This window comes from Parapedobacter brassicae (assembly GCF_051400755.1).
Lineage (GTDB): Bacteria > Bacteroidota > Bacteroidia > Sphingobacteriales > Sphingobacteriaceae > Parapedobacter.
Map to the genome: position 1 here is coordinate 1 of NZ_JBLFFL010000016.1, position 14,078 is coordinate 14,078.

General features: G+C 46.0%; 16 protein-coding genes. 8 read left to right on the forward strand and 8 right to left on the reverse strand.

Features of this window, described 5'->3' with window-relative positions:
• Positions 1–118: 118 nt before the first annotated feature.
• Complete coding sequence (locus ACMGDE_RS19710; RefSeq protein ID WP_436834557.1) at positions 119–391, reverse strand: VOC family protein; 273 nt, start codon at positions 389–391, stop codon at positions 119–121.
• A gap of 176 nt (positions 392–567) precedes the next feature.
• Here ACMGDE_RS19710 and ACMGDE_RS19715 point away from each other — a divergent pair, with 176 nt between their 5' ends.
• The 3 genes from ACMGDE_RS19715 (at position 568) to ACMGDE_RS19725 (ending at position 3,972) form a co-directional block, all read left to right on the forward strand.
• Positions 568–2,259 carry an ATP-binding protein gene (locus ACMGDE_RS19715; protein ID WP_436834558.1) on the forward strand — a complete coding sequence of 564 codons (1,692 nt, stop codon included), beginning with the start codon at positions 568–570 and terminating at the stop codon, positions 2,257–2,259.
• 432 nt (positions 2,260–2,691) lie between these two features.
• Positions 2,692–3,255 (forward strand): dihydrofolate reductase family protein, encoded by a 564-nt coding sequence (locus ACMGDE_RS19720; protein WP_436834559.1) that lies wholly within the window; start codon positions 2,692–2,694, stop codon positions 3,253–3,255.
• A 78-nt stretch (positions 3,256–3,333) separates the two neighbouring features.
• On the forward strand, positions 3,334–3,972 hold the full coding sequence (locus tag ACMGDE_RS19725; protein ID WP_436834560.1) for a VOC family protein: 639 nt from the start codon (positions 3,334–3,336) through the stop codon (positions 3,970–3,972).
• A 31-nt stretch (positions 3,973–4,003) separates the two neighbouring features.
• Here ACMGDE_RS19725 and ACMGDE_RS19730 read toward each other — a convergent pair whose 3' ends face one another.
• From ACMGDE_RS19730 to ACMGDE_RS19750, 5 genes are all read right to left on the reverse strand, one after another.
• Positions 4,004–4,633 carry a CPBP family intramembrane glutamic endopeptidase gene (locus ACMGDE_RS19730; RefSeq protein WP_436834561.1) on the reverse strand — a complete coding sequence of 210 codons (630 nt, stop codon included), beginning with the start codon at positions 4,631–4,633 and terminating at the stop codon, positions 4,004–4,006.
• Positions 4,634–4,752: 119 nt separating this feature from the next.
• Complete coding sequence (locus ACMGDE_RS19735; RefSeq protein ID WP_436834562.1) at positions 4,753–5,136, reverse strand: VOC family protein; 384 nt, start codon at positions 5,134–5,136, stop codon at positions 4,753–4,755.
• Positions 5,137–6,617: 1,481 nt separating this feature from the next.
• Entirely contained in the window at positions 6,618–8,228 is a 1,611-nt protein-coding gene (locus tag ACMGDE_RS19740) for a nucleoside hydrolase-like domain-containing protein (RefSeq protein ID WP_436834563.1), read from the reverse strand.
• Between the two features lie 2 nt (positions 8,229–8,230).
• Positions 8,231–9,622: a nucleoside hydrolase-like domain-containing protein gene (locus ACMGDE_RS19745; RefSeq protein WP_436834564.1), complete on the reverse strand. Its 1,392-nt coding sequence runs from the start codon at positions 9,620–9,622 to the stop codon at positions 8,231–8,233.
• A 163-nt stretch (positions 9,623–9,785) separates the two neighbouring features.
• The gene (locus ACMGDE_RS19750; RefSeq protein WP_436834565.1) at positions 9,786–10,661 is read right to left on the reverse strand and encodes a helix-turn-helix domain-containing protein; all 876 of its coding nucleotides are present in this window, start codon (positions 10,659–10,661) and stop codon (positions 9,786–9,788) included.
• 209 nt (positions 10,662–10,870) lie between these two features.
• Here ACMGDE_RS19750 and ACMGDE_RS19755 point away from each other — a divergent pair, with 209 nt between their 5' ends.
• Positions 10,871–11,179 carry a DUF6616 family protein gene (locus ACMGDE_RS19755; protein WP_436834572.1) on the forward strand — a complete coding sequence of 103 codons (309 nt, stop codon included), beginning with the start codon at positions 10,871–10,873 and terminating at the stop codon, positions 11,177–11,179.
• A 489-nt stretch (positions 11,180–11,668) separates the two neighbouring features.
• Here ACMGDE_RS19755 and ACMGDE_RS19760 read toward each other — a convergent pair whose 3' ends face one another.
• The gene (locus ACMGDE_RS19760) at positions 11,669–11,839 is read right to left on the reverse strand and encodes a hypothetical protein (protein WP_436834566.1); all 171 of its coding nucleotides are present in this window, start codon (positions 11,837–11,839) and stop codon (positions 11,669–11,671) included.
• Here ACMGDE_RS19760 and ACMGDE_RS19765 point away from each other — a divergent pair.
• Both ACMGDE_RS19765 and ACMGDE_RS19770 read left to right on the forward strand, forming a co-directional pair.
• Positions 11,838–12,263 (forward strand): SRPBCC family protein, encoded by a 426-nt coding sequence (locus ACMGDE_RS19765; protein ID WP_436834567.1) that lies wholly within the window; start codon positions 11,838–11,840, stop codon positions 12,261–12,263. The two genes, ACMGDE_RS19760 and ACMGDE_RS19765, sit on opposite strands and share 2 nt — an antisense overlap.
• Positions 12,264–12,722: 459 nt before the next feature.
• A complete protein-coding gene (locus ACMGDE_RS19770; protein ID WP_436834568.1) occupies positions 12,723–13,253 on the forward strand; it encodes a GNAT family N-acetyltransferase in 531 nt (176 codons plus the stop codon).
• On the opposite strand, the gene ACMGDE_RS19775 is transcribed toward ACMGDE_RS19770, so the two are convergent.
• The gene (locus ACMGDE_RS19775) at positions 13,226–13,384 is read right to left on the reverse strand and encodes a hypothetical protein (RefSeq protein WP_436834569.1); all 159 of its coding nucleotides are present in this window, start codon (positions 13,382–13,384) and stop codon (positions 13,226–13,228) included. The two genes, ACMGDE_RS19770 and ACMGDE_RS19775, sit on opposite strands and share 28 nt — an antisense overlap.
• Between ACMGDE_RS19775 and ACMGDE_RS19780 the strand changes: the two genes are divergently transcribed.
• A complete protein-coding gene (locus ACMGDE_RS19780; RefSeq protein ID WP_436834570.1) occupies positions 13,377–13,667 on the forward strand; it encodes a hypothetical protein in 291 nt (96 codons plus the stop codon). The two genes, ACMGDE_RS19775 and ACMGDE_RS19780, sit on opposite strands and share 8 nt — an antisense overlap.
• Positions 13,668–13,839: 172 nt before the next feature.
• A complete protein-coding gene (locus ACMGDE_RS19785; RefSeq protein WP_436834571.1) occupies positions 13,840–13,932 on the forward strand; it encodes a helix-turn-helix domain-containing protein in 93 nt (30 codons plus the stop codon).
• Positions 13,933–14,078 lie beyond the last annotated feature (146 nt).

Genomic DNA, 14,078 nt, shown 5'->3' on the forward strand with positions numbered 1-14,078 from the left:
GTGACAGGCTGCGCCTGAATCAAAATAGTGTTTAGGAATAGGTTGATCCGGATGACACAGTTCACGTTACACTACCTAGCGGTGTTCTTCTTACGTTCCACGGCACTTGCTGTTGCCGTCAGGTATCGTTCCCTCCCGACCTCCTTCGCCAGCTCCATGAAGCGCTTTCATGGATATGGAATCCTAACACTTCACAATAGAATTTTAGTGCTGTATTCATGTCAAACACTTGAATCAACGGGCATAAATAATGGATTCCATATCGTACTATTATAATGATAATTTTTCTCAACGTTGCTACTGCGATAATTACCGGGAGCAATTCTGAAACCGATACATCCCATCCTGGCGTATGGGTTATTTCAGAATGAGCTGCGCTGAAGGCTATCAAAAGACTTTTGCGGTTTATTTTTCCATGATACCGGGTGCAGGTGGTATTACAAATGAGAAAACAGGTACATTTATAGCAATCTGCCGGCTGTACACAAGAAAATTTCCCGGTTATAAATCTGAAAATTTTTCAGTCCATCCTTCCAATATTTTGTTACTGTTATATGGAACGTAACGATGAAAGAACTTAACAATCCACGCCAAGACGGGAACAGATTCACGGCAGAGCTGGCCGACATGAGAAAATTACAGGAAATCAGCAGCAGCCTGATAGCAGAGAACAACGTACACCAACTGTACCGGGATATCCTCGATGCGGCAGTCACGCTTTCCCGGTCGGATATGGGCAGCATGCAACTGTTCGTTCCGGAAGCAAATGAATTGCTCCTCCTGGCCTCGAAGGGTTTCGATCCACGGTCTGCGGCGTTCTGGAAACGGGTGAAGGCACATTCGGGCACCGTCTGCGGTATGGCGCTGGCCTTGGGACAGCGGGTGGTAACCTCCGATATCGAACAATGCGATTTCATCGGTGAAGACGATCTCGATCCCTTCCGCTGGTCTGGAATCCGTTCCGTACAGACAACCCCGCTGGTTTCGCGGGACGGGAAAGTCGTCGGAATGATCTCCACCCATTGGAAAAAGGTGCACCGTCCGTCCGAGCATAGTCTCGGCCTCCTAGACATCCTGGCCCGCCAGGCGGCTGACCTGATCGAAAGGAGCAAAGCGGAAGAGGCCCTGCGCGAATCGGAAGAACGGTTGCAATCGGCCGTCCTTGCTGCCGAATTGGGCACCTTTATCTGGGATCTGGAAAAGGACGAGGTGAGGCCCGATAACCAGATGCTGCGCCTGTTCGAAGTGCCTCCCACCGTACCCGACCTGGCCGCAGCATTCCGGTCGGTCTTCCATCCCGATGACCTTGCCCGTTACCTGAAAGCCGTTGAATGGGCCAGCAGATCCGGTACTTCGGGGCTGATACGGGAGGATATCCGCGTAGTCCTCCCAAACGGGAACGAGCGTTGGCTTGCATTCCATGCCCAGGTCTATGCTGCGCCGAAAACCGGCAAAGCGGAACACATGGCAGGCTGCGTCATCGATATCACCGGCAGGAAGACGCTTGAGCAGCATAAGAATGATTTTATCGCGATGGCCAGCCATGAATTGATGACGCCGGTTACCGGTATCAAGGCCTATGTCCAGTTATTGCTGAACCGGTTCCATGAGAACAGCGATGAAACCAATTTCCAGGCCATCAGGAAGCTGGGAAAACAAACGGATCGCCTTATCATTTTACTGGACAGGTTGGTGGATACGACCAGGATAATGGAAGACCTGCTGGAGCTGAATCCCGAAAAGACGGATCTCAACGGATTGATCGGGGAATATATCCATGACCTGCAATTGTTCAGCCGGAAACACCGGCTTATTTTCGAAGCAGGTGCTGTACAGCCTGTCTTTATTGACAGGGACCGGATCGGGCAGGCCCTGACAAACCTGATTTTAAATGCCATGAAATACTCGCCGGATGGCGGTGATATCAGCATCACATCGGAAGCTACCGACGGCGGGCAGATCAGGGTCAGTGTCATGGATTCAGGTATCGGTGTCGCCGAAGAACTGAAAGGCAGGATATTCGAGCGCTTTTTCAGGATAAGCGAGGGCGATATGAGGAGCTCCGCGGGAATGGGGCTGGGACTCTACATCTGCGATGCCATTATCCGGCAGCACGGCGGCGAGATCGGTGTGGAAAATAAGGTAGGAAAAGGCGCTGTATTTTATTTTACGTTGCCATATCCCGAGACAGCGGTTATCCCCTGGTCCAAACCGTCAGACGATGACTTAGGGGCCTCGCCGGAACAGCAATGGGCATAAAAATGGGTCACCGAAGCGTTGGAAATAATGAATAATAATTGAGAAAATAAATCAAAAATATCAGCAAAATGAGAGAAAAAAATGATATGATATTGGAAACAAATAGATTAATTTTACGAGATTGGGATTTAAAAGATGTGGGTGATTTAGTGGGGGGTTAAATAATATTGAAGTGTCCAAATGGTAGCCTTTGTTCCTCATCCGTATGCAATACGAGATCACGTCTGATAGCTTGACTTTGACAAGACAACACTGTTATCCCGGATGTTGTCTCAATTACCCCCTCAGATTGTCATTTTTGCACTACAGAAATTCCCTTGCTGACTAATAACTTTGTGGAAGAACGGTAAGTATGAAAAAAAAGCGATAACGACAGCAAGATAACAACGAATCGCTAACAGTATTCATCTTGAAAAGACACAAATCAGCATCATGGGAAAGGTTCTAATACACGCAACAATGTCCATAGACGGCTTTATTGCGAAACCAAACGAAGATGATTGGGATTGGATTTCCAACTATGAGTCCGACGGTTCTGACGATATGGCCGATCGAATTTTGAGCGAACTGGGAGCTGTCGTATTAGGAAACAAAGATTTCAGAAATAATAAAGTAACGGCTGAGGCTCTTCCATACGGAGGAGGACAAATCCCGCAATTTGTTGTAACCCATAATGCCCGGGAACCCCTCAGTATAGGCACTACAACATTTCAGTTTGTTACCGGCGGGGTAAAACAGGTAATTGAAGTTGCAAAAAAAGCGGCGGGAATTAAAAATGTAGCAATATTGGGTCATAGCATTGGTCAGCAAGGCATTGAGTTAGGCCTTGTAGATGAATTAGTCATCCATGTTTTTCCTCTTATCCTTGGGAATGGGTTACGGCTTATCGACCAATTGGGCTGCCCACCCGTAGAACTAGAACGCGTAGAAATTATTTCGACAACCCAAGTAACGAGTATGCGTTTTCGAGTTAATGCAGCGCAACTCAATTCATGACAAATAAACGACAAGCAAAATGAGCGACAAAATACAATACATCAACCCAGACGGACTTTCAAAAAAACCTGCAATCATATGGCAAAGACGGTTCCCCCTTCGGTGATCTGCAACAGTGTAAACCCGGGCTTCACGGTCCCGGACATCCCCGAAGCCATCCTATTTTACACGGAAAAACTGGGTTTCACACTGGAATTTGAGTGGGGTGCCCCACCTCACTTTGCTTCGGTAAGCCTCGATGGGGTAGCTATACATCTGATGAAACAGGAAAACAACGCCGGTGGTTGCTCGGCCTATTTCGCGGTGGAGGATGCTGATGAATTGTATGAATTTCACAAAAATAATGGGGTGGCGGTCACCGAACCCGTTGCTGATCGGCCATACGATATGCGCGACTATCAGATCCAGGATCCATACGGCAACTATCTCGGGTTCGGACATTACATCATGCCCACTACTCCGGCCATAAAAATCGAACGCGTGGATGTGCCCGTCCGGCTTGAAAAACGGCTGACATCCCTGTTACATGATCTGGCGGAACACAAAGGAATGAGCTTGGACAGTACGCTTGAAGAAATCATCCTGCATTCCTTCGAACCGTATGGCGACGGTGTTGCCAGCCCGCACAGAAAGACAACACTGCGTCATATTCAGCAACTAAAAGATAAACATGGAATTGATTATGATGTGCATGCCAGTTACCGGTTTGTCGAGTGAAAGGAGCACCGGATCGGTGGTAGTACACAACCTAAATCACAAACGCGATAATCCAATAGGATACCAGGTTCCCCGTGCCATGAGCCACCCAACCGGGCAGGATACTTCCCTTGCCCACTTTTTCCTTGATGTAGCCGATAAGATAAGCCGCTATCCCCGAGAAAAAGAAGATGAACAGCAAAAATGGCCACCCGGCTTTGGTGAGCGCCCAAAACAACAACGCATGGATGGCAGCAAACAGGAGGGATTGCCAGAAATTACCTTTCCGGTAACCCAACCAACTCGTCAGCCGTTTGGCGATGAACCCCCGGAAAAGGATTTCTTCGGCCAAGGAAGTCTTCAGGCAGGCGATGAGGAACAGAGTGATCACGGATGTCGCGCCGAATCCCATCTCCCGGAGTTTGCCCGTGACGCTCGGCGGGGTAAGCATGATTTGCCGGATGTCTTCACTGAACACCACCAATAGTAATGCTCCGGCCAAAAAGAAAAACGAGGTTCCCAAAGACAGCCAGATGGCCTTCGAGGTTGTCTTAACGAATCCGACGTAGCGGAAAAATCCGCCCACTTTCTTCTTGATGATCACATACACCAGGAAAGGGATCAGGGTGAATACGGCTAGCTGAAGCACCGTCGAGATCAGCTCGTTGATTATACTGTCCATGATTCAAGTTGTCTTTAGCTGATCGAAGATAGCTAATATTTTCCGTTGATTATCCATTCTGCTATTTTTTTCGCGGATATCCCGTCTTGTTTTCCTGATCAGGATCGGCGCTATATAAGCTAAGAACCCTCATACCACACTTCCACTTCATACCCGTCAGGGTCTCTGAAAAAAATGTACGGCGAGCCCGGAAGAAATTCGCCTTTGTCGATGATTTTTCCGCCTGCTTTCAAAATCTTTTGTTCCATTAGGGAGATACCTTCGGGGTCACGAAGCCGGAAACCAAAATGAGCAATGCCCCCAGATTTTCCATCTGCCGTTTTGTTTTTCTCAAACACCAGAATATCATGAGTTCCGGGTGTGGCAAGTTGAATAAATGCTGCTTCGTCGTACATGACTTCCATGTCAAACACCGTTTGGTAGAACGTTTTGGTTACATGAAGATCTTTAACCGCAACAGCAAGGTGAGTCAGTCCAAAAGTGAGTGTTTTTTTCGTTGCCATAACTGTCAATGCGTTTGCTATGCTGACAAGGATTTTCAGGCATCCTCAATGATAAAAATATGTTGGAAAAGGGGCCTTCTAAAGAACTACAAGCCCAGATTTATGCAATAATGATTAAAATTGCAAGTGTCATAGTGCCATATTTGTGGATTTTCTAAAGCGAAATTCGGCAATTTTTCATGGCATTCTTGAAATGAAAACTAAGGTGACCACCATATTGAACCACCGAAATTCTATAACAAGCTTGTGCTTGTTGAGTGCCTTATCGGTTAGGCTCCAGACTCGCATGCAAAAGGCACATTGTTACAACCTGCCTACTTTTAATATAATTTTCTAGGTAGCAATTCTACGCTCTTCCTCATCGGGCCACAGCTTTATATAGGAAAGGTGTAATCAATGCCGCAATGGATCAGTTTCATGCCGCTTTCATCTTCCATCACGGCAGCGGCAGTGGGTTAGGTACCGGCCATGCCGAGTGAACAAATGCATAATACTGTATAATGACTATCCCGCAGCTATTGATAATTGTTGATTTAAGCGTTTTCGTAATTTAGTTGGATAAGCCGCCGCAATGACGGAAATGGGGTATACATCAAATATTACCACGTAAATATGACCAACCAATGCTCTAATCTGTTGGCAAATCTCGGGACCTGCCGGAAAAACAATTCAGGCAACCTGGTTATTTGGGCAGGTACTTTATATGTGAACGCTCCGAAACGGGGAGTCCGGAGCGTTCACTAACCAATTATAAAGCTATTGTGAGAAGACGTGTTAACGTTACAAACGTAGTTGATCTATATTAACCATGTGTTTCCAGGGTATTAACTCCTTAGTTATCGCAACTTCATTTGCTCTGCCTTAAATCTATATCATCCTACCCAAATATAAATTTTGCGTTGACAGCTATTACACTGGTACCGTCTTAACGGAAGCCAGCCTAAAAAAAACTTGATAACCCACTGCCTGGGAATCCTCGTATCCAGTTCGCCCTTTTTGCATTTCGGGCATAATGAATAGCGCTTCCGGTTCTGATTTAGCCATGCTAACTTTTGATTATTAACTTCCTGTGGCATTAAGCAAATATAAACATATAGTATGAAGTTATTATTAAAGTCACACCCGACCGATGACATGCGAGAATCTGTTTGCGAACCTTCTTTTGCCACATTCTTTGCCTGCTGGAGACCGAGAAGCAATTAGTGAAAAATGCAAGTTAGCATCGACGCAACTACCTTATCTTTGAAGAATATGTCGATTTTTTCACCATTGATATTGATTACGATGATATAGAATCGCTGAAAAGGAAGTACTGGATATTGCATTGCCCAAAGGCTTTATTGTTCTGGTTGGAAAGGAAAACAAAATCTACCGCAGCGGATAAGGCAAACTCGTATTATCAAAATGCAGCACCTTCGTCACCACCACCTTAGCGGGGTGAGGCTTATACGGCATACCGGAGACAGGTACTTCGTTTAGGCTCATTGTCCAGAGCCGGGGATTTCAGATGCAGGTTTCACATGAACGATAAAACGACGATAAGAAACCAGGTTAGGAGTCCCATTATCTTGTACTTCCAAAATAATATGAAAGGTTTTACCACCGGAATCCTTCGGAATTTCTAATTGAGCCCATGCAGATGTACTGTTTTGAATAGATACTGCCCCGTTGTAGCTGCTGGGTGCATCATATAAATACCATTTGTATGAGATTACATCGCCATCAGGATCAGAAGAACCGGTAGCATTTAGTTGGATAGATGTTCCTGCTGTGGCCGTCGTTTCAATAGACTGCTTCGTTCTATCACCATTCAGCACTGCCATCGGATGATGGTTGGCATCGGCGTAGTTAGGGGTGACGCTCCAATCCATACGGGCTTGCAGGTTGTTGTAAATGTGTTGTTTCCACTTATTTATGGCCGCAGTCCCTTCGGATGTGTTGGTAAACATATAATAGGGATCGTACCGTTTCTCATCGAAACCCGGCGTTCTTGCCGTTATGTCCATTACCCGAATATCACTTGTTTTTTTTGTGTTAAAGCGGCCACCCCAGCCACCCTGATCCAGCGCGTCAGGGTCATTCAGGCCATGTGCCCATACATGAAGAAATGCAGGCGAGTCTCCTTCGGTTGCCCATCTTCTATTTGGGTACACCGCTCCCAGTGGTCCGTGACTTTGGATGTGAGTTTTCACCCATTCATCAGACGGAGCCCACCCATAAATAGATTTAGCGCGAATGTAAATCAATCCAGGAAACGTTTTCGCAATCCATGCTCCGGCATCATCCTGACCCAAAATGTCAAACACTCTTATTTTTTTAATGAACTTTGCCAGCTCAGCTTCAGTACGCGTTGTTTTCACCGTCCAGAGTGCTTGGGCAATCGTATTGGAACCACCCCAAGCATTCAGCCATACCGGTCGCGGGTCATTTTTATCTACCATCCTGATAATCAACTCAGAGCCGGCACTGCCTTTATTATCACCCACACCTGACATGTTTGGTAATGCCTGTCCGACAGCGACTATAGAACGTAGATAAGCCGCAGTTGGATAGCCGTCGGCATGTACGCTAAGATTCGGATACACCTTCTCGTAAGCATCGATAATGGCGCCGAGCGGCTTAATACCAGGCTGGTTTTGATCAGCCTTTAACCATGCTAATCCCACTACCAACCCTTCCAGATCGAACGCATCAGCACCCACCAGCAGGTGTACCATTGATTGTTCATCGTCAGGGTCTACGCCGCCCAGGTCAGTTGTTACAATGAGCCTGTTTTTGGCAGCACTCAGTTTGATCTCTACATCAGTTGATTTCGATAATGGAAACCCGATTCGCTGCGAACAATACCTGCTGTCGATAACTAAGAGGGTATCTGTCGGCGAGCGTGCCAATTTGGGAATGCGAATGGTAAACTTCCCCTTCTTGTCAGTTTTTGTTTTTTGTCCCCTTTTCAGAAGCTGGACTGCTGCTTCGCCAACGGGGAGTTGTGTTGATTTATCTTTTACCACACCACTTATACTGGCCGATTGCGGCCGGGCTTGTGAAACAAGCGCCAGTGAACAAAACATTAAGAAGATACTTTTCATATTCATAACTACTTCACTTTTACAATTAAACGACGGTAAGCAATCAGATTAGGAGTGCCATTATCACGAACTTCTAAAATAACATGGATTGTCTTACCTGCCGCGTTCTTTGGTATGTCCAATTTAGCCATGGCAGCTGTATTCTGTCGAATAGTTATCGTCCCATCGTAGCTACTGGGTTCCTTATAAAAATGCCATTTATAGGATAGCGCGTCACCATCGGGGTCGGCAGATCCGGCGGCACGCAAGTTAACTGTCGCTCCGGCCCTGGCTTTTGTCTCTATTACCTTTCGGCTTTTATTGCCATTCAATACGGCAACAGGATGGTGGTTGGCATCTTTATAATTGCTGGTAATACTCCAGTCCATGCGGGCTGCGAAATCGTTATCGTACCCATCACTCCAGCGTTTGATGGCTTTGCCACCCTCGGGGGTGTTACCATACATATAATACGGATCGTATTGCGGCTCAGCATCTTTATTAATTTTTGCCACTTCAGACATACTGCGGATACCTGCTTTCTTTGTAAAGCTGAAACGGCCGCCCCAGCCGCCCTGATCAATCTTTTCCGGATCATTCAGGCCATTGGGATAAACATGCATAAATGCCGGCGAATCCCCTTCGGTAGACCATTTACGATCGGGATAAACCGCGCCCAAAGGTCCGTTGTTCTGTATACAGGTGTCGATATACTCGTCGGAAGGGGCCCAGTCATACACCCCTTTAGCACGGATATAAAAAACATCGGGGAAGTTCTTGGCAATCCAGGCTCCGGCATCATCCTGCCCCAATACATCGTACAGGCGTAATTTGCTGAGAAACTTTTCAAATGCTGCAGGCGACCGTGTTTCCCTTACTTTCCAGATTGCCTGGGCTATGGTATTCATCCCGCCCCAGCCCATCACCCATAGGGGGCGCGGGTCATCCTTGTCTGCTGAAGCTATAATCAGGTCTGAACCTGGACTATCTTTATCCTTACCTACATCGCCCATTCCGTAGCCCGTTTGACCCAGTACAGAAATTGATTTCAGATATGCCGGGTCAGGATACCCGCTGGCATGGACACGAAGCATAGGGTAAGCTTCGCCGTAAGCCGCTACAATCTTGTCGAGCATGCGGGTGTTGCTTTGCGACTTCTTCCAGCAGCCGGTAGAAACTATCAATCCTTCGATATCGAATTCACTAGCGGACACTAACTGTCTAACCAGCGACTGTTCGTCATCGGGATCGGCACCGAGATCCGTGATGTTGATGATACGGGGTTTGTAGGATGTTTGGGCCTCCACATGCTTTTTAAACCATTTAGCGGTTGCGCTTTTATTGCCTTGCTGAGCCAGCAACGGTGTTGCAGACACCAATAACACCAGTAATAGGGATTGACATTGTCTTTTTAGAATCATAATCGACTTTTATCTCTTTTTTGTGGGTTCCAGCTTCCTGTTTAATTTTATTAAGGGTTAAATATTGTTCTGTGGAAAAGTAGTTGTTGGTGGCCGATTGATACATGACCAATGAAAATTCTACCGGTCATTACAAAAATTCTCCAGAGTTAAAAATCCAATACTAGTATCGTCTATCACGATATTGCTTTGGCGTCATCCCCATATAGTTTCGAAAAAGGCGGACAAAGTAGCTGGGCGTTTCAAATTTTAAATGATTGCTGATCTCAGCAACTGATAAGCTGGTATAATCGAGTAAGTTTTTTGCTTCCTGAATTAACCTTTTAAGTATAAATGATTTAGCCGTAGAACCCAAATACTCTTTCGTCATCCTGTTTAAATAATTTGCCGTTATGAAAAGTTTGTCAGCAAAGAACTGGACATCATGTGACTGTAAATAATGCTCGTTTACCAGCTCTACGAAGACCTGGGTATGCCTGTTGGCCTGTTCTTCTTTTGTGAATGTGTCGATAGTATTAGCCGGTACGGCCTCCGCCCGTTCAAGCAGTGCCAAAATCAGATAGACTAACGCCCGGAGAACATGATCGCTACTATTAACACCCAGTTGGATTTCATTGTTTATTTGCTCCAGATAATCTACAACGTTTTTAAAGAGATTTTTGTTAAGCCGTATCAAAGGCGAAGTACGGCCAGGTTTCAGATACCTGAGTTTGTTTAAAAACTGTTTATCGTTGAAGAATGAGAACAGAAATTCTTCTTCAAATAGCAGCACGTATCCTTGCATTGCTGTCTGTTTTGGCCAGCTCCAGACCTCACCGGGAATAGAACAGATCACATCTCCTGAACGGACATGCAATTCCGTCTGATTAATTAATACGTTTTCATTTCCATTGGTTATAAAAGTCATATCGTAATAAGTAAGCCTATGGGTGGGCTCTGTTTCTATGTACTTATTGATTTCGGAAATCGGAACAATATCTATCAGTAAGGTCTTCCCATATTTTTCATTGATAAAATGATATTGAACTATTGATTTCATGATCCCTAAGATAAATATATTTTGGCAATTGTCTTTACGACTGGTGTGAGCGGTATAACAATGATAAATATGGCTGCGCAAATCCCGATCGACCAAAACATTTGCACTAATAGTGACATCATTGGTATGATTTGTCTATCTCATTCTATATTGATTGGTTATATCTTTGGCGATAGGTAATTAAGTATTAGACTCTTCTAACTAAAGTTATCTTTTCACCTACACAAGCGTGGAACGATCTAAGCAAAGAAGATAGAACCGCCTACCTCACACATGTGAATGAAGTTTCTAAGGGACTGATGGACAACGGTGTGACTATAATTGGTATGCAGGAAAATGACCAGGACACCATTCACCGCGCTGGATATAATTTCTTTGTCATCTGGACGATTGAAACTGACGAACTAGCAGATGCTGTCCAGAAGCTGATGGTAAGTGAAGGGTGGTTTAATTACTTCGACCAGCTAAATTTAAAAGGCAGTCCTACTGATATTTTTGAAAAACTCATTAATGGTTAACCTCAAACGGTTGTTGGCAGATTTAATTTGTAACTTCGGTTGTCTGGGCTATGTTCAACTTGATTTATAATTGTCGGAAACATAGTACTCGGTTTCGATGTACTTTTTCTGGTGGTGGAAAACCCTGATCTTAACATTGTAGCTACCGTCGGATTTCCTGTGGTGTTTGAACACCTTTGCGCTTACGGTTGCCATAAACCTTAACTTTCTGTGGCGCCTGATTTCTGTGACATATTTGTGCCACTCTCGGCGCCGGGTTCAACAAAAAAACCTGTAGAACCTCTCTGGAAGCGTTTTTTCCGATTAGGGCTTGCGGAACTTTTTATGCGTAGGTGCATAAAAAAAGACCCTTTTTTATGTGGTACCACCTGGATTCGAACCAGGGACGCAAGATTTCATGTATATCCTATCCGGAATTTCAGCATGTCGTTGGGGATCATCTCATTTTTTTCCGAAAACAACACCTGTCAACCCGAATCCGGTCCAATGCTAGCTGACAATAAAGTTAGCAAATACGTTCAAATCCTCCTTGGGATAAATCTCGTCCTTCGGGCCGGCCACTGTGATCGGATATCCAGCATCAAAAAGTTCGTAATAGGCATCGGCAAAAACCAGTTGGCCTGTAAGCTGTTTAAAAAAGAAACAAAGAACGATGGCCATGAAAAATCTGATTGCAAAAGCACAAACGATCATCAATGCTCCGGCGGAAAACGTCTGGGATGCGTTGGTGGATTCGCAGAAAAACAAGGAATTCATGTTTGGCGCTACCGTGGCATCCGATTGGAAGGAGGGAAGTGCAATTTCCTGGAAGGGCGAGATGAATGGCAAGGAATATGAAGATAAAGGCATTATCCTTGAAACAATTCCCGGCAAAAAACTTCAATACACGCATTACAGCCCGCTATCAGGGCTGCCCGATATACCGGAGCATCACCACACGGTAACCATTGAGTTAACGGAGCAAAGCGGAAAAACAGCGGTCACGCTGACACAGGGCAAAAACAGGTCCGAAGAGGAACAAAAAGAATCGGCAAAAAACTGGGCAATCATGCTGGATAGCCTGAAGAAGGTGGTGGAAAGATAGCATCCGGTTTCCCGTTACCCGTCGGGCGGGTGATACCAAAAGCCGGCCTGTGGTGATCAGATCCTTCCCCGGGGCTTACTAACCTCCAATTTTAGCGATTAGTTTAGCGGACCCGTTAGATTAAAATAATTAAAATATTTCGGGGCACCCGCAAAACAAACGCGTTGCTTTTCCGTTATTGATATTGGTTTAGGTTGATAGAAAAGTCCGGTTATCCCAAAAATACCGGGCTTTTCGCTTTTTTAAAAAATCCTTATATTTACTGGCTACGAGACATACCCGTTTCACATATTCGCGCATGGATATAGTTTAGGGCCTTCGAGGGGCCGATCCGATTGGTACCGTAATTTCTACGGTACGTGATACCTTTTATTTTTTTGGCGCATAATTTCATGCCGGGGCGTTGGCATCCGTGCCCATTGCGGGCACGTCGTCCAGCAGCCCATCAGGGAAATCAAGATGAATAACAGCATCACCATAAGAAAAGAACGGAATGAAGACGGCAAGGCTGTCCGTGACGTTACCCGCCTGGCCTTTGGACAGGATGAGGAGGCAAAGCTGGTCGACAGGTTGAGGAAGAATAAACAGGCATTCGTACCTAAGCTTTCCTTGGTGGCGGCAATCGGGCCGGAGATCGTCGGCCACATCTGTTTTACCAAGATCCGGATTGTAAACAATGGCAACAAAGCGTTCACGAGTTTGGCATTGGCCCCGGTGAGCGTAGCGCCTGACTTCCAGAACAGGGGCATCGGGGGCATGTTGATAAAACATGGACTTGAAGTGGCCAGAAAGTTGGGGTATACATCGGTAATCGTTTTGGGACATGAGCACTACTATCCCCGGTTCGGGTTTAGCCCTGCAAAAAAATGGGGCATAAAAGCACCGTTTGACGTACCGGAAAATGTCTTTATGGCGATTGAATTGGTGGAGGGCGGTTTGGCGGGCATATCGGGAACGGTGAGCTATCCGGAAGAGTTCGGCAGTGTATAATGGGACGCCAGTGCCCGCGCTGATGCAATCCCGCTCGATCCGCACACCACATTCACCAAGTCCGCGTAGCTTGACCACGCCATTCCCGCTTCGAAGATCGCCACCCTGTCATCCGGCGCCTTCGTGGGCATCGTAGCCGATAATCCCGGGGAGAAGATTACCCAGAAGGTCTTCCATGCCGAGATACAGAATGACCACGATGCCATCGCTGGGGAGGAAGCACGGTACAAACCCATCCCCCGGATCGCCACTGTCACCGCCGAGGATATCCGCGAGAATTACCTGACCATCAAGCGCGAGGTCAGGGAATTGGTGATGGATGAGCTGGAGCGGATTGAAATGGAACAGCCCATGAAACCCGCCGAAAAACAGGAAAGCGCCGATGACCATCCGGGCCTGGCGCTTTCCATGTGAAAAACGACGGAGTTTGACATTGATATAGCCGTGTTCAGAACTTGTAGGCAATGATTCAAAAAAGCTTCATTAGTTTTGTTTTACCGGGGGCGCAGAAAAGGACGATAATACATCTATATCATAGTATTGGGCATCACTTAAAATATATCTGACAGGCGAATAGGTCTGCGAAATGCTACATATCAGCAAACGGACATTGCAGCAATACAGGGATGACGGACTGATACCCTTTATCAAACTCGAGCGGAAAATCCTTTTTCCGTGAAAGTGATATTGTGAAAGTATTGGAAGATAACTATCAGCATTAGCCGATTTATTTTTCATTCATCAGCTTGGTAGTGTAACGTGAACTGTGTCATCCGGATCAACCTATTCCTAAACGCTATTTTGATCCAGCCTTAGCCTTTCACC

Bases quoted from the DNA above. Each gene is read 5' to 3' on its own strand.
- ACMGDE_RS19715 (WP_436834558.1), top strand. From the start codon at position 568: ATGAAAGAACTTAACAATCCACGCCAAGACGGGAACAGATTCACGGCA.
- ACMGDE_RS19720 (WP_436834559.1), top strand. From the start codon at position 2,692: ATGGGAAAGGTTCTAATACACGCAACAATGTCCATAGACGGCTTTATT.
- ACMGDE_RS19725 (WP_436834560.1), top strand. From the start codon at position 3,334: ATGGCAAAGACGGTTCCCCCTTCGGTGATCTGCAACAGTGTAAACCCG.
- ACMGDE_RS19730 (WP_436834561.1), bottom strand. From the start codon at position 4,633: ATGGACAGTATAATCAACGAGCTGATCTCGACGGTGCTTCAGCTAGCC.
- ACMGDE_RS19735 (WP_436834562.1), bottom strand. From the start codon at position 5,136: ATGGCAACGAAAAAAACACTCACTTTTGGACTGACTCACCTTGCTGTT.
- ACMGDE_RS19740 (WP_436834563.1), bottom strand. From the start codon at position 8,228: ATGAATATGAAAAGTATCTTCTTAATGTTTTGTTCACTGGCGCTTGTT.
- ACMGDE_RS19745 (WP_436834564.1), bottom strand. From the start codon at position 9,622: ATGATTCTAAAAAGACAATGTCAATCCCTATTACTGGTGTTATTGGTG.
- ACMGDE_RS19750 (WP_436834565.1), bottom strand. From the start codon at position 10,661: ATGAAATCAATAGTTCAATATCATTTTATCAATGAAAAATATGGGAAG.
- ACMGDE_RS19765 (WP_436834567.1), top strand. From the start codon at position 11,838: ATGAAAAATCTGATTGCAAAAGCACAAACGATCATCAATGCTCCGGCG.
- ACMGDE_RS19760 (WP_436834566.1), bottom strand. From the start codon at position 11,839: ATGGCCATCGTTCTTTGTTTCTTTTTTAAACAGCTTACAGGCCAACTG.
- ACMGDE_RS19770 (WP_436834568.1), top strand. From the start codon at position 12,723: ATGAATAACAGCATCACCATAAGAAAAGAACGGAATGAAGACGGCAAG.
- ACMGDE_RS19775 (WP_436834569.1), bottom strand. From the start codon at position 13,384: ATGCCCACGAAGGCGCCGGATGACAGGGTGGCGATCTTCGAAGCGGGA.
- ACMGDE_RS19785 (WP_436834571.1), top strand. From the start codon at position 13,840: ATGCTACATATCAGCAAACGGACATTGCAGCAATACAGGGATGACGGA.